The organism is Stutzerimonas stutzeri (genome assembly GCF_009789555.1).
Classification (GTDB): Bacteria; Pseudomonadota; Gammaproteobacteria; order Pseudomonadales; family Pseudomonadaceae; genus Stutzerimonas; species Stutzerimonas stutzeri_R.
In genome coordinates this window covers 2188320-2212826 of sequence record NZ_CP046902.1, presented here as the reverse complement: position 1 = coordinate 2212826, position 24507 = coordinate 2188320, and the positions used below count along the sequence as shown (strand labels likewise).

General features: G+C 63.4%; 20 protein-coding genes. 9 read left to right on the top strand and 11 right to left on the bottom strand.

What is annotated here, in order from left to right; genetic code table 11:
* Positions 1 to 64: 64 nt before the first annotated feature.
* A complete protein-coding gene (locus GQA94_RS10320) occupies positions 65 to 691 on the bottom strand; it encodes a trimeric intracellular cation channel family protein (protein WP_158187936.1) in 627 nt (208 codons plus the stop codon).
* 123 nt (positions 692 to 814) lie between these two features.
* Between GQA94_RS10320 and GQA94_RS10315 the strand changes: the two genes are divergently transcribed.
* Positions 815 to 1717, top strand: coding sequence for an HTH-type transcriptional regulator ArgP (locus GQA94_RS10315; RefSeq protein ID WP_158187935.1), 903 nt, complete (start codon positions 815 to 817; stop codon positions 1715 to 1717).
* A gap of 51 nt (positions 1718 to 1768) precedes the next feature.
* The gene (locus GQA94_RS10310; protein WP_158187934.1) at positions 1769 to 2479 is read left to right on the top strand and encodes a 4'-phosphopantetheinyl transferase family protein; all 711 of its coding nucleotides are present in this window, start codon (positions 1769 to 1771) and stop codon (positions 2477 to 2479) included.
* Positions 2480 to 2504: 25 nt separating this feature from the next.
* Here GQA94_RS10310 and GQA94_RS10305 read toward each other — a convergent pair whose 3' ends face one another.
* Positions 2505 to 4106 carry an ATP-binding protein gene (locus GQA94_RS10305; protein WP_158187933.1) on the bottom strand — a complete coding sequence of 534 codons (1602 nt, stop codon included), beginning with the start codon at positions 4104 to 4106 and terminating at the stop codon, positions 2505 to 2507.
* Complete coding sequence (locus tag GQA94_RS10300) at positions 4103 to 4825, bottom strand: winged helix-turn-helix domain-containing protein (protein ID WP_158187932.1); 723 nt, start codon at positions 4823 to 4825, stop codon at positions 4103 to 4105. Before GQA94_RS10300 ends, GQA94_RS10305 begins: the two co-directional genes overlap by 4 nt.
* A 739-nt stretch (positions 4826 to 5564) precedes the next feature.
* On the opposite strand from GQA94_RS10300, the gene GQA94_RS10295 reads away from it, so the two are divergent.
* From GQA94_RS10295 to GQA94_RS10270, 6 genes are all read left to right on the top strand, one after another.
* Positions 5565 to 8459, top strand: coding sequence for a ribonucleoside-diphosphate reductase subunit alpha (locus tag GQA94_RS10295; RefSeq protein WP_158187931.1), 2895 nt, complete (start codon positions 5565 to 5567; stop codon positions 8457 to 8459).
* A 345-nt stretch (positions 8460 to 8804) separates the two neighbouring features.
* Positions 8805 to 10064, top strand: coding sequence for a ribonucleotide-diphosphate reductase subunit beta (locus GQA94_RS10290; protein WP_158187930.1), 1260 nt, complete (start codon positions 8805 to 8807; stop codon positions 10062 to 10064).
* A gap of 427 nt (positions 10065 to 10491) precedes the next feature.
* Positions 10492 to 12120: an ABC transporter substrate-binding protein gene (locus tag GQA94_RS10285; RefSeq protein WP_158187929.1), complete on the top strand. Its 1629-nt coding sequence runs from the start codon at positions 10492 to 10494 to the stop codon at positions 12118 to 12120.
* Positions 12121 to 12123: 3 nt separating this feature from the next.
* Positions 12124 to 13152, top strand: a complete 1029-nt coding sequence (locus GQA94_RS10280) for an ABC transporter permease (protein ID WP_158187928.1) — start codon at positions 12124 to 12126, stop codon at positions 13150 to 13152.
* A gap of 1 nt (position 13153) precedes the next feature.
* Positions 13154 to 14041, top strand: a complete 888-nt coding sequence (locus GQA94_RS10275; protein WP_158187927.1) for an ABC transporter permease — start codon at positions 13154 to 13156, stop codon at positions 14039 to 14041.
* A gap of 9 nt (positions 14042 to 14050) precedes the next feature.
* Positions 14051 to 15706 (top strand): ABC transporter ATP-binding protein, encoded by a 1656-nt coding sequence (locus GQA94_RS10270; protein ID WP_158187926.1) that lies wholly within the window; start codon positions 14051 to 14053, stop codon positions 15704 to 15706.
* A gap of 22 nt (positions 15707 to 15728) precedes the next feature.
* Here GQA94_RS10270 and GQA94_RS10265 read toward each other — a convergent pair whose 3' ends face one another.
* The 6 genes from GQA94_RS10265 to GQA94_RS10240 form a co-directional block, all read right to left on the bottom strand.
* Positions 15729 to 16697, bottom strand: coding sequence for an XdhC family protein (locus GQA94_RS10265; RefSeq protein ID WP_158187925.1), 969 nt, complete (start codon positions 16695 to 16697; stop codon positions 15729 to 15731).
* Between the two features lie 27 nt (positions 16698 to 16724).
* On the bottom strand, positions 16725 to 17429 hold the full coding sequence (locus tag GQA94_RS10260; RefSeq protein WP_158187924.1) for an ABC transporter ATP-binding protein: 705 nt from the start codon (positions 17427 to 17429) through the stop codon (positions 16725 to 16727).
* Entirely contained in the window at positions 17416 to 18234 is an 819-nt protein-coding gene (locus tag GQA94_RS10255; protein ID WP_158187923.1) for an ABC transporter ATP-binding protein, read from the bottom strand. The genes GQA94_RS10260 and GQA94_RS10255 overlap by 14 nt, the downstream gene beginning before the upstream one ends.
* Positions 18231 to 19274: a branched-chain amino acid ABC transporter permease gene (locus GQA94_RS10250; protein WP_158187922.1), complete on the bottom strand. Its 1044-nt coding sequence runs from the start codon at positions 19272 to 19274 to the stop codon at positions 18231 to 18233. Before GQA94_RS10250 ends, GQA94_RS10255 begins: the two co-directional genes overlap by 4 nt.
* The gene (locus GQA94_RS10245; protein WP_158187921.1) at positions 19275 to 20147 is read right to left on the bottom strand and encodes a branched-chain amino acid ABC transporter permease; all 873 of its coding nucleotides are present in this window, start codon (positions 20145 to 20147) and stop codon (positions 19275 to 19277) included.
* 69 nt (positions 20148 to 20216) lie between these two features.
* Positions 20217 to 21371: an ABC transporter substrate-binding protein gene (locus GQA94_RS10240; RefSeq protein WP_158187920.1), complete on the bottom strand. Its 1155-nt coding sequence runs from the start codon at positions 21369 to 21371 to the stop codon at positions 20217 to 20219.
* Positions 21372 to 22049: 678 nt separating this feature from the next.
* On the opposite strand from GQA94_RS10240, the gene GQA94_RS10235 reads away from it, so the two are divergent.
* On the top strand, positions 22050 to 22556 hold the full coding sequence (locus tag GQA94_RS10235) for a MarR family winged helix-turn-helix transcriptional regulator (protein WP_158187919.1): 507 nt from the start codon (positions 22050 to 22052) through the stop codon (positions 22554 to 22556).
* An 83-nt stretch (positions 22557 to 22639) separates the two neighbouring features.
* Here GQA94_RS10235 and GQA94_RS10230 read toward each other — a convergent pair whose 3' ends face one another.
* Positions 22640 to 23575, bottom strand: coding sequence for an acetamidase/formamidase family protein (locus GQA94_RS10230; protein WP_158187918.1), 936 nt, complete (start codon positions 23573 to 23575; stop codon positions 22640 to 22642).
* Between the two features lie 45 nt (positions 23576 to 23620).
* Positions 23621 to 24499 (bottom strand): carbohydrate ABC transporter permease, encoded by an 879-nt coding sequence (locus GQA94_RS10225; protein ID WP_158187917.1) that lies wholly within the window; start codon positions 24497 to 24499, stop codon positions 23621 to 23623.
* Positions 24500 to 24507 lie beyond the last annotated feature (8 nt).

The window sequence follows — 24507 nt, the reverse complement described above, 5'->3', positions numbered from 1 at the left end:
GGCGCTCTGGCGACGGCTCCCGACCAGCCGTCAGGCTGGTCGATCACGCACCTTGGCCGTGGTTTCAATCCAGGCCGCGGATGTCGCGTCCCTGGAAATCCGGGAGCTTCCACTGGAACGTCATCGCCAGCACCCGGAACAGGAAACCGGCACAGAGCGCGGCGAGCGATGCGATGGCGTTACTCACGCCCAGCCACAGCAGGCCGACATACAGCACACCGGTGAACAACGCCACCGTCGCGTACAGTTCGCGCTGCAGCACCATCGGCACCTCGTTGCAAAGGATGTCGCGCAACAAGCCGCCGAATACGCCGGTGATCACGCCGGCCAGCACCACGATCGACAGGTGTGCGCCCATCTCCATCGCCACGCCGCATCCGATCACCGTGAACGCCACCAGACCAAGGCCATCGACCAGCAGGAACACCTGCCGCAGATGATGCAGATGCCGCGCCACCATGGCGGTGACGATGGCCGCGCTGACGGTGAAACCCAGATATTCGGGATTGGCGATCCAGCCGATCGGGTAGTGCCCCAGCAGCACGTCGCGCGCCGTGCCACCGCCCAGGGCGGTGACCGTTCCGAGCACGCAGATGCCGAACAGATCCATCCCCCGTCGCATGCCCATGATGGCGCCGGACATGGCTTCGGCTGTAATGGCGATCAGGTAGATGGTGTGCAACAGGGTCACGGCAGGCTCCAAAACAGGGCGGACAGGTGAAAGCCGCGCAATTATGGGGCAGACTCGTAATCAATCGATCTGGCTAAGCAAATTTAGGCTATACAAATATTTCCTTAATGAGTGAGTTATCGCTTGAATCTCGATCCCAAGCAGACCGAAGCCTTCCGCGCTGTCATCAGGACCGGCAGCTTCGAGCAGGCGGCGCTACGCCTGCACCTGACGCCGCCAGCGATTTCGCAGCGGGTGCGCGCCCTTGAAAGCACCCTTGGCAATGCGCTGGTGGTGCGCAGCCGCCCCTGCCGCCCGACCGAAATCGGCCAGCGACTGTTGCAGTACCTCAAGCGCGCAACCTTGCTTGAAGCCGATCTGATGGCGGATCTGGCCGAGCGCAGCGATGCGCCGCTGGTGGTCGTCGCCGCGCTCAATGCGGACAGCCTCGGCACCTGGTTCTTCCCGGCGCTGGCCGAGGTGCTCATTCGCGAGCGCGTCCTGCTGGACCTGACCGTCGAAGACCAGGACCACACCTACAGCCTGCTGGAAACCGGCCTGGCAATCGGCTGCATCAGCACCGAGCCCAAGCCCATGCGCGGCTGCACGGCGAGCCCGCTGGGCCGCATGCGTTATCGCCTGGTCGCTTGCGCCTCGTTCCGCCAGCAGCACTTCGCCAATGGCTTGAGTCGAAACGCCGCGCGCAAGGCGCCCGTGGTGGCCTACACCCGCAAGGACAGCCTCACCTCATCCTTCCTGCTGCGCCACCTGGGCCTGCCGGAAGGCGCCTATCCCTGCCATTACGTTCCCGGCTCGGAACCGCACTTCGGCGCGATCCGCTATGGCCTGGGCTATGGCATGGTGCCGGAGTTGTTGCTGCACGATGCGCTGGCGGACGGCACTGTGGTCGACCTGGCCAGGGATGCGCCCCTGGATATCTCCCTGTATTGGCACACCTGGAAAGTGCAATCGCCCCGAATGGAAAACCTGTCGCGCCAGATCGTCGAGGCAGCCCCCCGGATTCTCGCGCGGCCTACAGAGCCGTGAACCCGGCATCCCAGGCTGCGTCAGCAGTCCTGTTGAGGCACACTAGCGACCATGAACCGCGCACCTCGTCATCCCGCCTGCTGCTCGCCGCTGCACGATCACTGGCCGTTGCCTCGCGCCCTGCCCGGCGTTCAGCTGCTCAGCACCCGCTTCGATCCCGAGTTGCTGGAACCCCATGACTTCGACCGCTGGGGTCTGCCCGCCATGACGGCGGTCAGCAAGCGCCAGACCGAGTTCCTTGCCGGACGCGTCTGCGCCTACGAGGCCTTGCGCAGGGTCACCGGCGTGCCAGCCATTCCCGCGGTTGGGCAGGACCGCTCGCCCAGCTGGCCGGACGGGGTGGTCGGCTCCATTACCCACGGCTCCGGCTGGGCCGCTGTGGTCGCGGCGCGAAGCGAGCACTGGCGCGGCCTGGGCCTCGATGTGGAGAAGCTGCTACCCGTCGCGCGGGCCGACCGGCTGGCCGCCGAAATCCTCACGCCAGGCGAACTGGAAGGCTATGCCGGCCTGGACGACCCGCAGCGAGCCCTGCGCGTCACCTTGACCTTCTCGATCAAGGAGAGCCTGTTCAAGGCGCTCTATCCGCTGGTGAAGACGCGCTTCTATTTCCAGGAAGCCGAACTGATCGAGCAGAACCACGGCCACGCTCGCCTGCGCCTGCTCAAGGACCTCTCGGATGAATGGACGACCGGAAGCGAACTGGACGGCCAGTTCGCTCGGTTCGAGGACTACCTGTTGAGTCTGGTCAGCATTCCGGCCTGAGACAGCGCCGTGCCCGTATCCGGCGCTATCGCGCCTGTTTGCGCGGCCAGACCAGACTGAAGCGCGCCCCACCCAGTTCGCTGTGGCCGATCACCGAACGGCCGCCGTGCCAGTAGGAAATGCGCCGCACGATGGACAGCCCCAGCCCGTGCCCGCCAGAGGCGCGGGTGCGACTGTCGTCCAGACGCAGGAACGGCGTGAATACCTTCTCCCAAGCCGCTTCCGGAACCCCTGGCCCATCGTCGTCGACCACCAGTTGCGCCCGCTGCGGGTCGACCATGAAACTCACCTGCACGCGCGTTTCGGCATGACGCATGGCATTGGTGATCAGATTGCTCAAGGCGCGGCGCAGATAGTGCGGCTCGGCCTCGACCATGCAGCTGCCGTCGCTCGCCGGCACGCAGGGCCCGCGTTCGACCCGCACGTTCGGTCGCAGAGGCGCCAGTTCACCGATCACCTGATCGACCAAGGCGGCCAGATCGACCGTTCTGAAGGTAAGCTCCGGCGAGCCGCGCTCCAGCCGCGTATACACCAGCATTTCGTCCACCAGACGGTCGAGATCGTCGATATCACCGTCCATGTCGGCCAGGTAACGCGCTCGCGCTTCCGGGGTTTGCGCCGAACCGGCCATCTCCAGGCCGAAACGCAACCGCGCAACCGGCGTACGCAGCTCGTGGGCGACCGCGCTGACCATTTCGCGCTGCACCGCCAACAAACGTTGCAGGTGGCTGGCCATGCCATTGAACGCCTTCGCCAGCCGACCGACCGAATCCGTTCCGGCATCCGGCACGCGGGCTTCCAGATGGCCGCTGGCGATGCGCGTGGCGGCGCTTTCAACCTCGCGCAAACGCCGCTCAAGGTGTCGCACCAGCAGGTAGACGGTCAGCCCGATCAGCGACAGGCCCAGCACGCCGATCAGGACCAACAGTTGCGGCGGATAGGGGTTCATCTGGTGAAGCGGGCCCAACGCCATGATCCAGGGCGTCCCGGAGATTGCCGCGAATACCCGGATGGCTTCGCCGCCACCGACCAGCGCCATCACCGTGTCGCCTTCATCCAGCCGACGACGTTGATCGTCGTCGAGGCTGGCGCTGTCGCGGGTCAATAGCTGCAACTCGTAGCCGAAGCCACGTGCCTCCTTGAGCTCGGCCAGGCGCCGAGGCTGTTCCGCCTCTGGGTAGCGGATCAGTTCGTCGATCAGCAGATAAATGGTCGCGCGGGCCAGTTGCTCGCTCAGTTGCTCCACTTCGCCGGTCAGCACCAGACGGTCCTCGGCGCTGACCAGGGAGAAGATCGTGACGCTGTGCGGGCGCATTTGCTCCACCAGCACCTGCCCGCGCAACAGGCGGCTTTCCAGCCGGCTTTCCAGGCTGACATCCTCCAGCGTACGGACCCGCAGCGCGATGCCCAGCAACCGCCCCCAGAGATTGGCCGCCTGACGCCGCTCGATGGGCGTCATGCTGCTCATGTTATGTGCCATCAGGCGGAAGGTGCCGCTCGCGAGCGCCTCGCGATGCCGATCGGCACGCACATCGTTGAGCAGATGAAGCCCGCCGGCGCCCAGCAGCCCGACCAGCACCAGCACGGCCAGCATGCCGCCGTAGATGCGCAGGAAAATCGAATTCACTGCAGCGCTTCAGCCGCTTCGGATACGAACAGATAGCCCTTGCCGCGAACCGTCTTGATCAGCCGGGGATGCTCCGGGTCGTCACCGATCTTCGGACGGATACGGGAGATGCGCACATCGATGGAGCGGTCCTGGCCGTCGTACTCGATGCCACGCAGCTCGGCGAATATCTGCTCGCGAGACATGATTCGTCCCGGATTGGAGGTCAGCAGCCAAAGCAGGTCGAACTCGGCGCCAGTCAGCTCGATCCCCTCGCCTCGCAACCAGGCCTCGCGCAACGCGCTGTCAACCACCAGCGGACCGTACTGCACACGTTTGCTGGATGGTATCGAGGGCGCTTCCGCACCTTCGCGTCGTCGTAACAACGCACGGATACGGGCCAGCAACAGCCGCGGACGCACCGGTTTGCAGACGTAGTCGTCGGCCCCGGTCTCCAGCCCGAGCACCTGATCGAGATCGTCGGCGCGGGCAGTCAGCATCAGAATCGGCCCTTCATAGCGATCGCGCACCCGGCGACAGATGGACAGACCGTCCTCGCCGGGCAGCATCAGGTCGAGCACGACCAGATCGGGCCGCTCGTTGATGATGCGCTCCGCCGCCCGTGCACCGTCCGCCTCGATCGATACCTGCAAACCGTTGCCTTCGAGATATTCCCGGGTCAGCTCGGCCAACCGCTGGTCATCTTCGACGATGAGAACTCGCCAAGCTTCCTGATCCATTCGCGCCTCCGCACAGCATCGCCACGCCCGTCGAGGGGCGCGTCATTGTACTCAAGCGCACCCGCCAGACGAGCCCTGCGAAAGGGCTTGCCAAAAACACAACATGTAGTGTTAAGGCATTTGGCGAGATTGCGTTGCAAGCCGCTGAAAATACTCGGTAGTCCGTCGGGTTTCGGTACAGCCCTTTGCCCCCGCGGGCTGGCTCGTCGTTACGGCGTTTCACCCACAAAGCACCCACATGTTATCCACAGGTTGTTCATTTCCGGCGCCTTGCTTTAGCCCTGCAGCACCACTATCGTGTCGCCCTTGCCCGTTTTGACCCTATATGTGGGGTTCAAACAGCACAACAGACACAAATGCCGAAAAACGCAAGCAAAAAAGTTTTTCCTTGTTTTTGACCGGTTTGCGCCTGCTCAGGGCGCAGAGAATCAACCCCGCAAACCCAGGTTTGCCGAGCCCAGCGTTGATTTCGCTCAAGTCCAGCAATGGTGCAGTCGATGAGTACGTCACACTACATGTAGTGTTTTGGAGTTGTGATCTTCACAGCTCGTGACTATTCTTCGTGACAGTCGATTCGCCGCCACCCCGCGTCGAGTCATTTTCTTTTTGTAACACCCATGCGCCCGCTCGCCGGGGCATGGTTCATGCAGTACCAGACAGCGACACCCGATCAGGGCCGCCCACAAGGCAGGCCTGACACCTAAACGAGCTACCGAGACAGAGAGAATCCGGAGACCCCATGCAGAACGAGTCCATTCGCGAGAACCCGCAGGCAGCCGACAGCACGCTGGACCTGGCCGCCACTGCGCCGGGCCAGCTGCGCGTGATCAAGCGCAACGGTACAGTCGTCCCCTATACCGATGACAAGATCACCGTCGCCATCACCAAGGCGTTTCTCGCAGTGGAAGGCGGTAGCGCCGCCGCCTCCTCGCGCATCCACGACACCGTGCAGCGTCTGACCGAGCAGGTCACCGCCACCTTCAAGCGCCGCATGCCCTCCGGCGGCACCATTCACATCGAAGAAATCCAGGACCAGGTCGAACTGGCCCTGATGCGTTCCGGCGAGCAGAAAGTCGCCCGCGACTACGTCATCTATCGCGAATCGCGCAGCCAGGAGCGCAAGCGCGGCGCCGTCGACGCACCGGTCGAAGCCCATCCGAGCATTCGCATCAAGCGCGCCGACGGCAGCATGGCGCCGCTGGACCTGGGCCGCATGAACACCATCATCACCGAAGCCTGCGAAGGCCTCGAAGAAGTCGATGGCGCGCTGATCCAGAAAGAAACCCTGAAGAACCTCTACGACGGCGTTGAGCAGACCGACGTCAACACTGCTCTGGTGATGACCGCCCGTACCCTGGTCGAGCGTGAGCCGAACTACTCCTACGTCACCGCCCGCCTGCTGATGGACACCCTGCGCGCCGAGGCCCTGAGCTTCCTGGAAGTCGCCGAAGCCGCCACCCACCATGAGATGGCCGACCTGTACGCCAAGGCGCTGCCGGCCTATGTGGAAAAGGGTGTGGAATTCGAGCTGCTCGATCCGCGCCTGAAGGAATACGATCTGGCCAGGCTCGGCGCTGCGATCAACCACGAGCAGGACCAGCAGTTCACCTACCTTGGCCTGCAGACCCTGTACGACCGCTATTTCATCCACAAGGATGGTGTGCGTTTCGAGCTGCCGCAGATTTTCTTCATGCGCGTCGCCATGGGCCTGGCCATCGAGGAAGAACAGCGCGAGGCCCGCGCCATCGAGTTCTACAACCTGCTGTCGTCCTTCGACTACATGGCCTCCACGCCGACCCTGTTCAACGCCGGCACCCTGCGTCCGCAGCTGTCCTCGTGCTACCTGACCACCGTGCCGGACGACCTGGGCGGCATCTACGACGCCATTCGCGATAACGCCCTGCTCTCCAAGTTCGCCGGCGGCCTGGGCAACGACTGGACGCCTGTCCGGGCGCTGGGCGCCTACATCAAAGGCACCAACGGTAAATCCCAGGGCGTCGTGCCCTTCCTGAAAGTGGTCAACGACACCGCCGTCGCGGTCAACCAGGGCGGCAAGCGCAAAGGCGCGGTCTGCGCCTACCTGGAAACCTGGCACCTGGACATCGAGGAATTCCTCGAGCTGCGCAAGAACACCGGTGACGACCGTCGCCGTACCCACGACATGAACACCGCCAACTGGATTCCGGACCTGTTCATGAAGCGCGTCTTCGACGACGGCAAGTGGACGCTGTTCTCGCCGAGCGAAGTACCGGACCTGCATGACCTCACCGGCAAGGCCTTCGAGGAGCGCTACGAGTACTACGAAGCCCTGATCGAATACGGCAAGATCAAGAACTACAAGACCCTGCAGGCCAAAGACCTGTGGCGCAAGATGCTCTCCATGCTGTTCGAAACCGGCCACCCATGGCTGACCTTCAAGGACCCGTGCAACCTGCGCAGCCCGCAGCAGCACGTCGGCGTGGTGCACAGCTCGAACCTCTGCACCGAGATCACGCTGAACACCAACAAGGACGAAATCGCCGTCTGCAACCTGGGCTCGATCAACCTGCCCCGGCACATCGTCGACGGCAAACTCGACACCGAGAAGCTGGCGCGCACCGTGCGTACCGCCGTGCGGATGCTCGATAACGTCATCGACATCAACTACTACTCGGTGCCGCAGGCACGCAACTCCAACCTCAAGCACCGCCCCGTGGGCCTGGGCATCATGGGCTTCCAGGACGCGCTGTACCTGCAGCACATCCCGTACGGTTCCGATGCGGCCATCGAGTTCGCCGACAAATCCATGGAAGCGGTCAGCTACTACGCGATCCAGGCATCCTGCGACCTGGCCGACGAACGCGGCGCCTACGAAACCTTCCAGGGTTCGTTGTGGAGCCAGGGCATCCTGCCGCTGGACTCGCAGCAGATCCTCATCGAGGCGCGGGGTCAGAAGTACATCGATGTCGACCTGACCGAGTCCCTGGACTGGGCCCCGGTGCGCGAGCGCGTCAAGGGTGGTATCCGCAACTCGAACATCATGGCCATCGCACCGACCGCCACCATCGCCAACATCACTGGCGTGTCGCAGTCGATCGAGCCGACCTACCAGAACCTGTACGTGAAATCGAACCTGTCGGGCGAGTTCACCGTGATCAACCCCTACCTGGTTCGCGACCTCAAGGCGCGCGGCCTGTGGGACGCGGTCATGATCAACGACCTCAAGTACTACGACGGTTCCGTGCAGCAGATCGAGCGCATCCCGCAGGAGTTGAAAGACCTCTACGCGACCGCCTTCGAAGTGGAAACCAAGTGGATCGTCGATGCCGCCAGCCGCCGCCAGAAGTGGATCGACCAGGCCCAATCGCTGAACCTTTACATCGCCGGCGCCTCGGGCAAGAAGCTCGACGTGACCTACCGCATGGCCTGGTACCGTGGTCTGAAAACCACCTACTACCTCCGTGCCCTGGCCGCGACCAGCACCGAGAAGTCCACCGTCAACACCGGCAAGCTCAACGCGGTGTCCAGCGGCGGCAACAGCGGTGCCAGCGCGGCCCCGGCCAAGGCAGCACCCGCCCCGGAAATGTCGGCAGGCCCGGCACCGGTGCCAAAAGCCTGTGCCATTGATGAACCAGACTGCGAAGCCTGCCAATAAGTAGTAGTTAGCTGACGTACGAAGCGGAGCGGACCGCGCGTTGTTGTCCGCCAAGCCGGCCCCCCATCACGTACATACGTACGCTCAGGGGCTCCGGCCTGGCAGACGCCTAGCGCTGCCTCGCTCAGCCTCGCGCTCACGCCGTGCTGCTGCCGTGTTCGCTTTTGGTTTATGTAGGAGCGAGGGAAACGCCTGGCTCATAGGGTGGATGCCGCCTTTTGCATCCACCATCGGCAGCCACTCGGCCGCCTAAACACACAACAGATTCTCGCTTTTGCGTGCACAACCAAAAGCCACCCAATATTTCGACCGGCATTGACCGGTCCCCAATCAGGAGAAACCGCCATGCTGAGCTGGGACGAATTCGACGAAGAAGAAACCACCACCGCCACGCCGGGCGTCGCCACGCAGGCTGCACCACACGCCGCCGCGACCGCCACGCCGGCCAAGCTCGACCGGGACGCCGCCGGCTCCGTCGAAGAAGCCCGCGCTGTCGCCGCTGACGACTCCGCTGCCATCGCCCGCGCCAAGAAGGCCCTCGACGACCTCGATATCCAGGAAGGCCTGGACGACCTCGAAGGTGCCTCCGCCCGCGTTCACGTCGGCGACAAGCAGATGATCAACGCCCGCGCCGATCTCAATCAGCTCGTGCCCTTCAAGTACGACTGGGCCTGGCAGAAGTATCTCGATGGTTGCGCCAACCACTGGATGCCACAGGAAGTGAACATGAACGCCGACATCGCCCTGTGGAAGAGCCCGGACGGGCTTTCCGAGGACGAACGTCGCATCGTCAAGCGCAACCTCGGCTTTTTTTCCACCGCCGACAGCCTGGTCGCCAACAATCTGGTCCTGGCCGTCTACCGCCTGATCACCAACCCCGAGTGCCGCCAGTACATCCTGCGCCAGGCCTTCGAAGAGGCCATCCACACCCACGCCTACCAGTACTGCATCGAGTCGCTGGGCATGGATGAAGGCGAAATCTTCAACATGTACCACGAGATTCCGAGCGTCGCGAAGAAAGCCTCCTGGGGCCTCAAATACACCCGTTCGATCTCCGATCCGCAGTTCAACACCGGCACCGTCGAGACCGACAAGGAATTCCTGCGCAACCTCATCGCCTACTACTGCGTGCTGGAAGGCATCTTCTTCTACTGCGGCTTCACCCAGATCCTGTCCATGGGCCGTCGCAACAAGATGACCGGCACCGCCGAGCAGTTCCAATACATCCTGCGCGACGAATCGATGCACCTGAACTTCGGCATCGACGTGATCAACCAGATCAAGATCGAAAACCCGCACCTGTGGGACGCGGCCATGAAGGATGAAGCGACCCAGATGATCCTCCAGGGCACCCAGCTCGAGATCGAATACGCCCGCGACACCATGCCCCGCGGCGTCCTCGGCATGAACGCCACGATGATGGAGGACTACCTCAAGTTCATCGCCAACCGCCGCCTGACGCAGATTGGCCTGAAGGAAGAGTACCCAGGCACCACCAATCCGTTCCCGTGGATGAGCGAAATCATGGATTTGAAGAAGGAAAAGAACTTCTTCGAGACGCGGGTCATCGAGTATCAGACAGGTGGGGCGTTGAGCTGGGATTGAGTGCCATCCGCGTCTCTTTTCAATACGCTTCAAAATGTCCCATCGACCGTTGGAACGACACACCAAGCCGGCGCGCCCGGTGCAGGTCGGCGATAAACGCGATGGAAGGCAGCAGAGTAATGACAGGGCCAGCGAGCGTTGCTCGCTGGCCCTTGTTCAGAGACGCCATCACCAAGTAAGCACGTCCGCCAAGGGCACGTTTGCTCACCAACACAGCCCCTGAATCGAAGCGAGACCTGTCGTCTCCCAACAAGGGGCGGCCGTATCAACGCTTACGCTCTACAATCTCGCATTTTTGCGAGGCATGCCCCTTAACTGATCATTACGAGCTGTTTTTTCTCACGGTCCCAGCGGCTGTTGACGGTTGGAGTTCATGTGGCCTGCATTGTGCAACGCAGGTGTATGTATCTTTAAACGAGAACCCACCATGGACCGTCGCACATTCACCAAAGGAGTCTCGCTGGCTACCCTGGGTGCCGGCATATTGCCCCTGTTAAAGAGCCTTCCCGCCCATGCCGCCTCGAGCCGTCCGCTGGTCGTGGCGCTCGGTGCCTCGATCAACAGTCTCGACATCCATCGCAGCGGGACCAATCGCCCCAGCTACCAGGTCGCCGTGAATTGCTACGACCGCCTGGTCTCTTTCGGCACCAAGACGCTCGAGGACGGCTCTGTCAGCTACGACTACAGCAGCCTGGTCCCGGAACTGGCGACCAAGTGGGAAACCGCCGAAGACGGCACGTCCATCACCTTTCACCTGCGCCAGGACGCCACCTTCTGGGACGGCAAGCCAGTCACAGCGCATGACGTCAAGTGGTCGTTCGATCGCGCGGTCAGCGTCGGCGGCTTCCCCACCATGCAGATGAAGGCCGGCTCGCTGGAAAAGCCCGAGCAGTTCGAGGCGGTGGACGACCACACCTTCCGGATTCATCTGCTGCATCCGTCCAAGCTGACCCGCCCCGACCTGGCGACGCCGGTTCCGATCATCATCAACTCGATCGCGGCCAAGGCCGAGGCTAACGAGTCCGACCCTTGGGCCACTGAATTCCTGCACCGCACCGCACTCGGCTCCGGCGCCTTCAAGGTGCAGCGCTGGGACGTCGGCCAGCAACTGGTCTACGAGCGCAACGACGACTGGAAATGCGGCCCGTTACCGGCACTGCAGCGCGTGGTGATCCGCGAGCTGCCGTCGACCTCGACCCGCCGCGCGTTGATCGAACGGGGCGACGTGAACATCTCCTTCGACATCCCGAACAAGGACGCCAAGGAGTTGGACGCCGGCGGCAAGGTGAAGGTGGTCAGCACGCCGATCGAGAACTGCCTGTTCGTGCTCGCCACGAATCTGGACTTCGAGCCCTTCAAGGACAAGCGCGTGCGTCAGGCCATCGCCCACGCGGTGCCCTACGAAGACATCTTCCGCAACGCCGCCTACGAGCGAGGCCTACCCATGTGGGGCGCGCAGAGCGGCAAGCCCACCGAAGCCATCTGGCCACAGCCCTTTCCCTACGTCACAGACCTGGACAAGGCTCAGGCGCTGCTCGCTGAAACCGACTACAAGGACGGTTTCGAGGTGCCGCTGTCATTCGACCTGGGCCAGGCCGACTGGGCCGAACCTACCGCCCTGTTGATCCAGCAAAACCTGCAACGCATCGGCATTCGCGCCACGTTGAACAAGGTTCCCGGCGCCAACTGGCGAACCGTCGCGCTGGTTGAGAAGAAGCTCCCGCTGCATCTGGAGAACTTCGGCGGCTGGCTGAACACGCCCGACTACTACTTCTACTGGGCCTACCTGAAGGGCAACCTGTTCAACTCCTCGAACTACGAGAACGCCGAGATCCGCCAGTTGGTTGAAGAAACCCTGTACATGGAACAGGACGACCCGCAGTACCGACCGAAGATTCTGCGCATGATCGAGATTGCCATGGACGACGTGCCCCGCATTCCGCTCTGGCAACCCTCGGTGAATGTCGCCATGGGGCCACAGGTGCAGGGCTACCAGTACTGGTTCCACCGTCAGCTGGACATCCGTCCGTTGAAACTCGAGGGGCGCCAGGGCTGATCAATGCGCGTCTCGAACAAACTCAAACTGGTCCTGTTGCGGCTGCTCCAAGCCGTTCCCGCGCTGTTCGGCATCGTGCTGGTCTCCTTTCTGCTGACCCGCGCGCTGCCGGGCGACCCGGCCGTGTATTTCGCCGGCCCCATGGCTGACGAACAGTCGATCACCGAGATTCGCCAGCAAATGGGGCTCGACCGACCGCTCCCGCTACAGTTCGTCAGCTACATCGGCGATCTGCTGCAGGGTGAACTGGGACAATCGATCTCTACCGGCCAGCCCGTGCTGACCGAGTTGGCATCGCGCCTTCCGGCCTCGCTGGAGCTGACCCTGTTCGCCCTGCTGCTGTCCCTATTGGTGGCGCTGCCGCTCGGCATCCTCGCGGCGACCCGTCCGAACAGCTGGGTCGACCACCTGTGCCGCGTGGTCGTCACTGCCGGCGTCTCGCTGCCGACCTTCTTCACCGGCCTGTTGCTGCTATACATTTTCTATTTTCTGCTGGGCTGGGCGCCGTCGCCCATGGGTCGGCTGGACTTCGCCTACCTGCCGCCGGAAACCGTGACTGGCTCGTTCGTCATCGACGCCCTGCTCGCCGGCGATCCGGAAACGGCTCGCGCCGCCTTCACTCAATTGCTGCTGCCGGCCATTACCCTTGGCCTGTTCACACTGGCGCCGATTGCCCGCATGACCCGAGCCGCGCTGATCCAGGTGCTGGAGAGTGAATTCATCCGCACCGCCCGCGCCGCCGGCCTGGCACGGCGCAAGGTGCTGTACAGCTATGGGCTGCGCAACGCCATCCTGCCGGTAATCACCACACTGGGTATGGTGTTTTCCTTCGCCTTGGGCGCCAACGTCCTGGTGGAGAAGGTGTTCGCCTGGCCGGGCATCGGCTCTTTCGCGGTCGAAGCGCTGGTGGTTTCCGACTACGCCGCGGTGCAGGGCTTCGTCCTGTGCATGGCGGTGCTCTTCGTACTGCTCAACCTGCTGATTGACGTGATCTATACCCTCGTCGACCCGCGGGTCCGGGTGGAGAGTTGAGATGAGCCAGACTGCTTCGACATCCGATTCGGCGGCCGGCAACCCGACCAGCAGCTGGCGCCAGGCGCGTTACCTGCTAGCGGAAAACCCGGTCTCGGCGATGGCCTTCGTGCTGTTCGCGCTGATCCTGCTGCTCGCGCTCCTCGGCCCGTGGCTGGTGCCCTACGACCCGCTCGCCACCTATGCCGGCGAGCCACTGCAACCGCCCTCGGCGGCGCACTGGTTTGGCACCGACAATCTCGGCCGCGACGTGCTCTCGCGCGTGGTGGTGGCCACCCGCCTTGACCTGACGATCGCGCTTGTAGCCGTCGCCCTGTCGTTCGTCTTCGGCTCCGCGCTGGGGGCAATGGCCGGCTACTACGGCGGCTGGATCGATCGACTGTCCGGCCGCTTACTGGACACCATCATGGCCTTTCCGCTGTTCGTGCTGGCCATGGGCATCGTCGCCGCGGCCGGCAACACGGTGGAAAACATCGTCTACGCTACGGCGATCATCAATTTGCCGTTCTACGCCCGCATGGCCCGCGCCGAGGTCAACGTGCGGCGCAACGCCGGCTTCGTCCAGGCGGCGCGGCTGTCCGGCAACAGTGACTGGCGCATCCTGGCGCTGCACATCTTTCCCAACACCTTGCCGCCGATGATGGTGCAGATATCGCTGAACATGGGCTGGGCCATTCTCAATGCCGCCGGGCTTTCGTTCATCGGCCTGGGTGTGCGCCCGCCAACGCCCGAATGGGGAATCATGGTCGCCGAGGGCGCCAACTTCATCATTTCCGGTGAGTGGTGGCTGGTGGTCTTCCCTGGCGCCGCCCTGGTCCTCGCGGTATTCACCTTCAACCTGCTGGGGGACGGCCTGCGCGATCTGGTCGACCCGCAGCGTCGTACCTGAGGGCCGGCCATGCCACCCGCTTTACTCGACATCGACGATCTGACCATCGAATTCGCCACCCGTCGCGGCACCGTCACGGCGGTCGAGCAGGTCACGCTGAAACTGAACAAGGGTGAAACGCTGGGTATCGTCGGCGAGTCTGGCTCCGGCAAGTCGGTCACCTCCTACGCGATCATGCGCATCCTTGACCGTGCCGGCTCGATCCACAGTGGTTCGATCCGCTTCTCCGGCATCGATCTGGTCGGCGCCAACGAGCGAGCCATGCGCGACCTGCGCGGCCGCGAGATCTCAATGATCTTCCAGAACCCTCGCGCCGCGCTGAACCCGATTCGCACGGTTGGCAAGCAGATCGAGGACGTTCTGCGCGAACACGCCATGGCGACCTGGACCAATGCGAAGGAGAAGGCAATTGCCATGCTCCGCGCAGTGCGCATCGCCAATCCGGAAGCACGCTATTACGCCTATCCGTTCGAGCTGTCCGGCGGCATGTGTCAGCGCGTGGTGATCGCCATCGCCCTGGCCTGCCGGCCGCAGATGCTGATCGCCGACGAGCCGACCACCGGCCTGGACGTCACCACACAGAAGGCGGTGCTGGACCTGATCAAGGACCTGACCCGCGAACATCGCATGGCGACCCTGCTGATCACCCATGACCTGGGCCTGGCCGCGCAGTACTGCGACCGCATTGTGGTGATGCAGAAGGGCCGCATCGTCGAAGCCGCCGATACCGCCACACTCTTTTCCAACCCCGAGCACGACTACACCCGCCGTCTGCTCAAGGCCACCCCGGGGCCGGAGTCCAAGGTCGCCGACCTGCTGCCCGAGGGCGATGCGCGACGCGCCTTGGCGTCGCCGCCGAACCCTGCCGCGCCAGTGCTGCTGTCGGTGGAGGGGCTGAGCAAGACCTTCGGCGCGCCCGGCTCGCCGACCAGCCACCGCGCGGTCGATAGCCTTTCCTTCAAGCTGCACCAGGGCGAAAGCCTGGGTCTGGTCGGGGAAAGTGGCTGCGGCAAGTCGACCACCTCGGCGATGCTCATGCGCCTGCTCGACCAGAGCGCCGGGGCGCTGTGGTTCGACGGCCAGGACATCGGCGCCATATCCAGTAAACAGTTCGCCCGACACCCGCTGCGGGCGCAGCTGCAGATGGTGTTCCAAGACCCGACCGACAGCCTGAACCCGCGCTGGAAGGTCCGTGACGCGATTGCCGACCCGATCCGGCGCCTCGGTGCCAGCGGCGACAAGGCGCAGTTGCGTCGACGCGTCGAGGAGCTGGCCGAGAACGTCGGCCTGCCTGTCGATCTGCTGGACCGTTATCCGCACCAGCTCTCCGGCGGGCAGAAAGCGCGCGTCGGCATCGCCCGGGCAATCGCACTGAACCCGAAGATGCTGATTCTCGACGAGCCCACCGCGGCGCTTGACGTCTCCGTACAGGCGGTCGTGCTCAACCTGCTGGTCGACCTCAAGGAGCGGTTGGGCATGAGCTACCTGTTCATCAGCCACGACCTCAACGTGGTGCGGCTGATGTGTGACCGGGTGATGATCATGCAGGCCGGCCGCCTGGTCGAAGAAGGTCCCACCGAACGCCTGCTCAGCGCGCCAGAGCACGAATACACCCGCACCCTGCTGGCGGCGATTCCGCAGCCGCCGGTCGCCGCTTCAGCCTGAGCCATGGACGGCAGCCGGCAAGTCAGAGCCGGTCGCGGGGTACCGCATTGGACGCGCGCAGGATGTCGGCCATGACCGACAGGGCGATTTCTGCCGGCGTCCGGCTGCCCAGCGCCAGGCCGATGGGCGCGTGCACACGGGCCAACTCAGTCGGGCCGAGCCCACCGATCCGTCGCAGGCGCTCCATGCGCTTTTCACTGGTGCGCCGCGAGCCCATCACGCCGATGTAGAACGCCGGCGTTCGGACCGCTTCCATCACCGTCAGGTCGTCCAGCCGCGGATCGTGGGTCAGTGCGACCACTGCCGTGCGCTCGTGGCAGCCGCCGTCGGCGATATACAGCGCCGGCAGTTGCTTGCGAAGCTCCACGCCAGGCACGCGGAGGGATTCATGCAGTTCCGTGCGCGGATCACAGACGATCACCTCATAGCCGAGCGCCAGCGCGAACTGGGCGCAGAAAGACGCCACCGGCGAGATACCGGCAATGAGCAGGCGCTGCGCGGCCCCGATGCGGATGCGTATCTCATCGTCGTCGCGCTGGATGCGCGGAGTCGGCGTGCCGACCGTGTCGACTGCCGTCGCGCCCGCGCCCAGCGGCACAATGCGCACCAGCTGGCGTTGCCCGAGCAGCGCCTGTTCCATCAACGCCAGTTGCTCGCTCGCCTCGCAGCCGGGCGTCAGCCGCTCCACCAGCACGTCGAGCACGCCGCCGCAGGGCAGCACCAGCGTCGGGGCCAGCCCGCCCTCGCCGTAGCGCACGACCTGCCGCGCCCGGTCGAACTGCCCCTCGCCGAGCCGCTGGATGAAATCCTCCTCGACGCAACCGCCGGACAGCGAGCCGCGCAGTCGCCCGTCACGCAGGACGACCAGCATCGCGCCCGGCGAGCGTGGCGCCGAGCCGTAGGTGGCGAGTACCGTGCACAGCCAGATGTCGTGGCCCGCGTCGAGCCAGTCGATTGCCTGCCGGACAACCTGCAAATCCAGCGACTTCACACGTATCGCTCCTCGAGCTGAATCGGTTCAACCACCCAGATAGGCCTTGCGGATATCGGGGTTCTCGCGCATCTCCCGCGCGCTGCCCTGCAGCACCACGTTGCCGGTTTCAAGCAGGTAGGAGCGGTCGCACAGCTCCAGCGCGGCGTAGGCGTTCTGCTCGACCATCAGCACCGTGGTACCGCTCGCGCGGATTTCCGCCACCAGCTCGAATACCTGTTCGACGAAGTTCGGCGCCAACCCCAGCGAGGGCTCGTCGAACATGATCAACCGAGGTCGCGACATCAGCGCCCGGGCGATCGCCAGCATTTGTTGTTCGCCGCCGGAAAGCGTGCCGGCCGGTTGCGCGGTGCGCTCACGCAAGCGCGGAAAGCGAACGTACATGCGCTCGACATCGTCGCGAATGGCCTGGCGATCCTTGCGCCGGTAGGCGCCCATTTCCAGGTTCTCGTGCACGCTGAGCTGCGCGAACACCCGCCGCCCTTCAGGGCAATGGGCAATGCCGCGCTCGATAATGTCCTGCGGCTTGCCGTTGGTGATCGCTGCACCCTCGAACGTGATGCGCCCTGAGACCACCGGTTCGAGGCCGCTGATCGCCCGCAGGGTGCTGGATTTGCCCGCGCCGTTGGAACCGATGAGGGTAACGAACTCGCCCTCCTCCACCTGCAGCGAGACCTTGTCGACCGCGACGGTCGCACCGTAGTGCACGGTGACATCTTCAAGCTTTAGCACTGTTCAATCCTGATCCGAGGTAGGCCCGGATGACGTCCGGGTTGTTCTGAATGGCCTGCGGGCCACCGTCGGCGATACGGTGCCCCTGGTTGAGCACCACGATGTAGTCCGAAATCGACATGACCATCTGCATGTCGTGCTCCACCAGCAGGATGGTGACGCCGGTGTCGGCGACCTTGCGGATCATCTCCTTGAACGCGTCGGTTTCCGAGGGGTTCAGGCCGGCGGCCGGCTCGTCCAACAGCAGCAGCTTCGGTTGCGCGGCCAGCGCGATGCCCACCCCCAGCAGGCGCTGGTCGCCGTAGGAGAGGTTCGCGGCCAAGTCGTCCATACGGCGAGTCAGGCCGACGAATTCGAGCATGTCCCGGGTGCGCTCGCGCAGTGCCGCCTCTTCGCGGCGGAACGATGGCAGCCGCAGGATCGACGCCGTCAGGCTGGCGCTGCCCTGCATGTGCAGGGCCGTCTGGATGTTCTCGAACACCGTACAGTTGTCGAACACGCTGGTGCGCTGAAAGCTGCGTACCAAACCACGGGCGGCGATCTGCTCAGGGGACAGGCCGGTGATGTCCTCATCCAGGAAGCGCACCGTCCCGGAGGTCGGGCGCATGTAGCCGGAGATCACATTGAAAGCGGTGGTCTTGCCGGCGCCATTAGGCCCGATCAGGCTGACGATCTGACCCGGCTGGACCTCCAGGCTGACCTCGCTGAGCGCCACCAGGCCGGAAATCTTCATGGTCACGCCAGACAGGGCGAGTAGCGGCGTGTCAGTTCGGTGCTGCGCCGTGGGCTGAAGCTGGGCACTCATGCGTTTGCTCCTCGTGCCTTGGCCGGAGAGGTCGCGGTTTTCTTCTGGCCCAGGCGACCACGAAGGCGACGGAGCAGACCGTTGAACGTCGGAACGATGCCCTTGGGCATGAACATCAGGAGCAACACCATCAACGCTCCGTAAAGCATCCACTGCACCTCGGGCGCCACGATTCCGCGAAGCAGCTCCGGCAGCAGACCGAAGATGATCCCGCCGATCACCGGTCCGGCCAGGGTGCCTTTGCCGCCCGCGATGACCATGATCACCATGGTGATGGTGTAGATGAACATGAACACTTCCGGATCGATGATGCGCACCGTGTGGGCGTAGAGCCCGCCAGCGGCGCCGGCGATACCGGCCGAGATCACCGAGAAGACGATCAGGTAGCGGGTCACCGGGATGCCGATGGACTTGGCCAGTGTCTCGTTTTCCCGCAGGGCGATAGCCGCGCGGCCAAAGCGGCTGAGCACCAGGCGCGCGACGAGCAGATAGGCCAGCACGTTAGCCGTCAGCACCAGCCAGTAAGTGGCGGACTTGCTGACCAGCTTGATGACACCCTCACCGGGCACCCACAGGGTCAGCGCCGGGATGGAGACCAGTGCCATCGGCCCCTCGGTGAGGTCCACCCAGTTGAGTGCAACCATGCGCATGACCTGTGCGAAGCAGATGGTGACAATCACGAAGTAGGCGCCGCGCACCCGGAACGCCAGCTTGCCAATCAGCCAGCCGAAGCCGGCGGCCACCAGGATGCCTCCGACGAAGGCGACCCAGACCGGCTTGGGATCGACCACCAGCAAATAGCCGAACAGATTGACATCGAACCCCAGCGAAAGCAGCGCGCTGCTATAAGCGCCGATCCCGAAGAAGGCGGCATGCCCGAGGCTGAGCTGGCCGGTGAAGCCGAGCAGCACGTTCAGGCTGATCGCCGCGACGATCATGATGCCGGCCGCAGACACCACCGACAGCATGTAGGGGTCGGGCCACAGTATCGGCAGCAGGGCCAGCAGGGCGACCACGAAGCAAAACACGATCTTGTTCATCTAACCCACCCGCTCTTTGATGGCGAACAGGCCCTGCGGGCGAATGACCATCACGATAAGAATCGCCAGGAAGCCCAGGGCGTCGCGGTAAGCAGTCGAGATGTAGCCAGAACCGAACTCTTCGATTGCCGCCAGGGCGAAGCCGCCCAATGCCGCACCGGGGATGTTGCCGAGGCCACCGAGGATGACGATGGCAAAGGCCTTCAGACTGGCCAGATCACCCATTGTCGGCGCGACCACGAATACGGGCGCCAACAGTGCTCCGGTGACCGCGGCCATGCAGGAGCCGAGAGCGAAGGTGAGCGTGTAGATGCTGCCGACGTTGACCCCGACAATCTTCGCCGCGTCGCGGTCCTGGAAGGTCGCACGCATCGCCAGGCCGAGCCGCGAGCGCTCGATGATCAGGTAAAAGGCGATCAGCAGCACCACGGCGGCGCAGAACACGAACAGCCGGGTGGGCGACAGATAGATGCCGCCGACGGTGATCGATTCCTGCGCGAACGGCGTGGGCACGACCTTGGCGACGCCCCCCCAGAGCAGCAGCTCCGCATTCTGCATGATGATCATCAGGCCGATCATGATCAGCATGACCTCATCGACGTTTTCAAGCCTGCAGCGGCGAAGAAGCAAGAATTCGATGGCGACGCCGAGCAGCAGCCCTAGCGCCCCGGCCAACAGGACCGAGCCGAAGTAGTTGAGACCGAGCAGAGACACCAGCGCGTAGGCCACGTACGCGCCGAAGGCGTAGAGCTCGCCGTGGGCGAAGTTCACCACCCGCATGATGCCGAAAATCAGGGTGAGTCCGATGCCGAGCAGCGCATAGGTTGAGCCAAGCACCAGGGCATTCACGATGTGCTGAAGGAACTGATCCAAAATTTTCTCCTGAACATCCGAACATCCGAACGACGGGCACGACCTGCCGGTGCCCGTCCGGGTCGGGTTTCACAATGCCGAGACTTCGCCGTCTTTCAGCTGAACGATGTAGATGTTCGGCTTGTTCTGCCCGCTTTCCTTGCCTTCCGGTCCGTCCTTGTCAAAGGCGATATCACCGTTGACACCTTTGGCCTGGACCTTCCATAGCGCGTCTCGAATCGCTTCCGGTTCAGCCTTGCCGGCGAGTCGGATCGCTTCGGCGATGGTCAGAATGCCGTCGAAGCCGCGGAAACCTTCGGTCAGGCCTGGGAACGGGTAACCTTTTTCGTTCCAGGCATCCATGTAGGCCTTGGCCAACTCGGGATTGGCCGCTTGCTCTTCGGCGGTCCAGGGTGAGAAGAACAGCAGGTGGGTGCTCACGTAGCCCTGGGGGCCTGGATTCTTCACCAGCGGCTCGGGAAAGGACCCGCCAGTGGTAATAATCCGCTGCTTGATACCCTGCTCGGCGGCCTGACGGATCGCCAGGGTCAGCTGCTCGACGCCAGAGGTGACGATCACCGTGTCGCTGCCGGAGTTCTTGATCGCCGCCAGCTGCGCAGACAGGTCAGTCGCATCGGGTGCCATGGTTTCGGCTCGACCCACTTCGATGCCCTTCTCTTCGAACACCGCCTTGAATTCGGTGGCGGCGCCCAAGCCCCAGTCGTTGTTGACCGAGAGGAAATCAACCTTAGTGATAGCCGGTTGGAACGCTGACAGCTGCTCGGCAAACGCCTGCGCTTCCATCTTCGAGGTTGGGCTGATGCGAAACACCCAGGGATTGCCGGAGTTGGTAACCTTGGACGACGATGCCGTCTCGACCACCATCGGCACGCCGTATTCCTCCAGCTTCGGCATGGTGGCGAGCGTGAAGGTCGAACCCCAGGCCCCCATCATGACCGGCACTTTGTCGCTGAGGATCAGCTTCTCGGCAGAGTTGACCGCTTCTCGCGGGTTGGACTTGTTGTCTTCGATCACGAGTTCGATTTGCTTGCCGAGCACGCCGCCGTTGGCGTTGAGATAGTCCGCGGCCAGCCGCGCCCCGTTAGTGACATAAGTACCGGCCGCGGCGACCGGGCCGGTCAGCGGCTGCGACACCCCAATCTTGATGGTTTCCTCGGCGTAGCCTTGGGAAGCGAACAACGCGCCCGACACCAGTACGGCCAATAGCTTTTTACGATTGAACATGAGGCTCTCCGGCATTTTTTATCGTGGTGATACGTGGTGAATGCGTAGTCCAACGGACAGTCGGGGCGACTTCCGCACGCTCGCTGCGCCCGGCTCCCGCCGGGGCCGGCGAAGCACGCGTGGCGAACCCCTGCGTGCGGCCGGATCTCGGAACGGGCCTAAGGCACGTTCCGAATATCTTCGAGCAGAGCAACTCCTATGCCACGCTTCACGATCATCAGCACCGACACCGACAGCGCATTGAAAGCAAAGGATATTTTTTCTAGAGAAAAGCGTGGTGCACCGCGTATTGATCTAGATCAGCACACCTGCCGGCGATCACTGGTATGAACGCTGCACGCTGGCGGGCAGCGCCTCAATGCCCGCGCACCAGCATGCGGCAAGACAAGGGGTATGCCACTGAGTTAGCCGAAGGAGGGTCCGCTGGGTTTGCGGTTCCGACGATGGACGGTCCGCCCTCGGGGCCCTGCAGAGTCACTCCCCGGTCCACGTTGGGAGGCCACCCGACCGGCTGGTTTGGCCGGACACTTGCATGGAAAGCTCGCACGAACACGCCCGTTCGGTGCTCGCCAAACAACTTATCAGCGGCACGCCTCCTTGATATGCGCTTACAATCCAGGCGACTGCAGCCGCGCCGAAGCCACCTTGCATCGGCCGGGCCAACTGACGGCGAGAGCTATGAATAGTCCAGAGACAATCGATACAAAGGCCCAACTGGAAGCGGCCTACGGCCGCTCCGCCCTGCTCACCCGGCCCGGCTTCCTGATCCGCCGGTTGCATCAGATCCACTGCGCGCTATTCCTGCAGGAAACGCGTGAATTCAATATCACCCCGGTGCAGTACAGTCTGATGACCGCACTCAACACTCACGGTGAGATGGACCAGATTACCCTCGCCCTGGAGATCGGGCTTGAGCGCACCAGCGTCGCTGAAGTCATCCCACGACTGGAGGGCCGCGAGCTGCTACAGCGGCGCCAGAGCACCGACGACCGCCGCGTCAAGCTGGTGAAGCTGACGCGCAAGGGTAAATACCTGATCAAGAAAATGGATGCCGCGGTCTCCCGCGCGCATGAGCGCACCATCGAAGACATCCCCGCTGATCAACGCGACCTGTTCCTGCTGCAGTTGATCAAGCTGGTGGAAGCCAACAACGATTGCGGCACCGTGCCGTTCCGGCTGGCCTGACAGGCGCGACGGCATGCGTCGATGAGGACAGAGGCTGCGGCGCCGCAGCACCGGAACCTTGCTCGGTGTCTGAGCGCAGCGCCTCAGAGATACCGCTTCGGCATCATCATGTGCACACCCTTGTTGCCGTCCACCAGTTGGGTAACCCGAAGGTTTCCGGCCAGCGAGCACAGCATGTAGGCCTCGTTGCGCGATAGCCCGGTGCGGGCGCAAAGGTGTCGGACCATCTCGCGCACTGCTTGCCTGGCGGCATCGTCCAGGTCCTCGTCGAGACCGATTGAAATCAGCTGGGTAGGCGACTCGGCGAAGGGATGCTCGATCTTCAGATCCTTGCGTACGGTCAGTCGGAAGGTTCCGGTAATGCCCATTTCCAGGGCGGTGATGCACACCTCGCCATCACCCTGCACCCCGTGCCCATCTCCGGCATAGAACAGAGCACCTTCGTTGAACACCGGCAGGTAAAGCGTCGTGCCCGGCTTGAGCTCCTTGTTGTCCATGTTCCCACCGAAGGCACGCGGGACTGACGAGGTGCAGCGCCCCCAGGCCGGCGGCGGGGCAACCGCGACGATACCGAAGAAAGGATCCAGATCGATTTCGGTTCCCCACGGCAGGGTCGCGACGCCGCGGGCGGCATCGATGTGCGGGTGGATCGTCTGATAGTCGGTGAACTCGTCAGGCAGCGTGCCCAGCAATGGCAGGATCGATACATAGCCCCAGTCCATGGTCGGCCGGGCATCGAGGATGTCGACCTGCAGCGTGTCCCCGGGCATCGCCCCCTGCACGTATACCGGACCGGTGACGAAATGAGGGCCTGGGCCCTTGTGCAGCCTATCCAGCGCTTCGAGGTATTCCGGAAGGATGCGAGAAGACTCTGCGGGCAAGCATTCCTTTCCGCCGGCGGGAAACGAGGACAGCGAAACGGTATCGCCCGAAGCGACGCTCAGCACCGGCGCAAACTCCGCGCTGAGCAGGCCCCAGACCATCGATTCATGGGTGGGCGCAATGACGTGATGAGTCATGGTTTGACCTCCGGTGAGGGTTCATGGACGTGCTGCAGCGATCGCCTAGCCCTTCACGGCACCCATGGTGAGACCGCGGACAATGTGCTTCTGCAAGAAGAACACGGCGAGCATCACCGGAATCAGCGACAGCGTACCGACGATGGCCATGGCGCCCCAGCGCACGCCCTGAGTGGTGATCAGCTCCGGCACGGCAACCGGCAGCGTCTTGACCTCCTGGCCGCCGAGCATGAAGGCGAACATGAACTCATTCCAGGCGAAGATGAAACAGAGCATGCCCGTGGCGACAATGCCCGAGCGCAGCAGCGGCAGCACCACCCGCAGGAAGATGGCGAAACGGTTGTAACCCTCGAGCATTGCGACCTCCTCGAGCGCCACCGGCAGGTCCTTGCAGAAACTGCTCATGACCCAGATGTAGAACGACAGGTTGAACGTCAGGTAGGCCAGCGTCAGCCCGACATAAGTGTCCATCAGCCCAACCTTGGAAAAGATCATGTAGAACGGGATGACCATGCAAATCGGCGGCGCCATGCGAGTAGCCAGCACGAACAGGAATAGATCATCCTTGAACCGCAGCTTGAACCGGGCGAAGGCATAAGCCGCGGGCGTGCCCAGCAGCACCACCAGCAGGGTGCTGATCGAGGCCAGCAGCACCGAAGTACCCAAGTAGCCAATGAAACCGTTGTCGATCACGTACTGGAAGTGCGCCATGGTCGGCTCAAACAGCCATTGCGTCGGCCGGGCGAACATCGCCGCATCCGGCCGGAACATGAAGCTGCCGACCCAGATCACCGGAAACAGCACGATAGCGGTAATCAGGATCAGCAACGAAGTCCAGAACCAAGACGCCCGGCTACCGGCCTTCCTAGGTAACGACGCCGCTTGGGTCCCGGCCGGCGCCGGAAGGGTGAGACGCTGGTTCATGGGTGTTC

Excerpts from the sequence above, each read along its gene's own strand:
- GQA94_RS10310 (WP_158187934.1), top strand. The coding sequence starts at position 1,769 with ATGAACCGCGCACCTCGTCATCCCGCCTGCTGCTCGCCGCTGCACGAT.
- GQA94_RS10300 (WP_158187932.1), bottom strand. The coding sequence starts at position 4,825 with ATGGATCAGGAAGCTTGGCGAGTTCTCATCGTCGAAGATGACCAGCGG.
- GQA94_RS10295 (WP_158187931.1), top strand. The coding sequence starts at position 5,565 with ATGCAGAACGAGTCCATTCGCGAGAACCCGCAGGCAGCCGACAGCACG.
- GQA94_RS10290 (WP_158187930.1), top strand. The coding sequence starts at position 8,805 with ATGCTGAGCTGGGACGAATTCGACGAAGAAGAAACCACCACCGCCACG.
- GQA94_RS10285 (WP_158187929.1), top strand. The coding sequence starts at position 10,492 with ATGGACCGTCGCACATTCACCAAAGGAGTCTCGCTGGCTACCCTGGGT.
- GQA94_RS10280 (WP_158187928.1), top strand. The coding sequence starts at position 12,124 with ATGCGCGTCTCGAACAAACTCAAACTGGTCCTGTTGCGGCTGCTCCAA.
- GQA94_RS10275 (WP_158187927.1), top strand. The coding sequence starts at position 13,154 with ATGAGCCAGACTGCTTCGACATCCGATTCGGCGGCCGGCAACCCGACC.
- GQA94_RS10270 (WP_158187926.1), top strand. The coding sequence starts at position 14,051 with ATGCCACCCGCTTTACTCGACATCGACGATCTGACCATCGAATTCGCC.
- GQA94_RS10255 (WP_158187923.1), bottom strand. The coding sequence starts at position 18,234 with ATGAGTGCCCAGCTTCAGCCCACGGCGCAGCACCGAACTGACACGCCG.
- GQA94_RS10250 (WP_158187922.1), bottom strand. The coding sequence starts at position 19,274 with ATGAACAAGATCGTGTTTTGCTTCGTGGTCGCCCTGCTGGCCCTGCTG.
- GQA94_RS10240 (WP_158187920.1), bottom strand. The coding sequence starts at position 21,371 with ATGTTCAATCGTAAAAAGCTATTGGCCGTACTGGTGTCGGGCGCGTTG.
- GQA94_RS10235 (WP_158187919.1), top strand. The coding sequence starts at position 22,050 with ATGAATAGTCCAGAGACAATCGATACAAAGGCCCAACTGGAAGCGGCC.
- GQA94_RS10230 (WP_158187918.1), bottom strand. The coding sequence starts at position 23,575 with ATGACTCATCACGTCATTGCGCCCACCCATGAATCGATGGTCTGGGGC.
- GQA94_RS10225 (WP_158187917.1), bottom strand. The coding sequence starts at position 24,499 with ATGAACCAGCGTCTCACCCTTCCGGCGCCGGCCGGGACCCAAGCGGCG.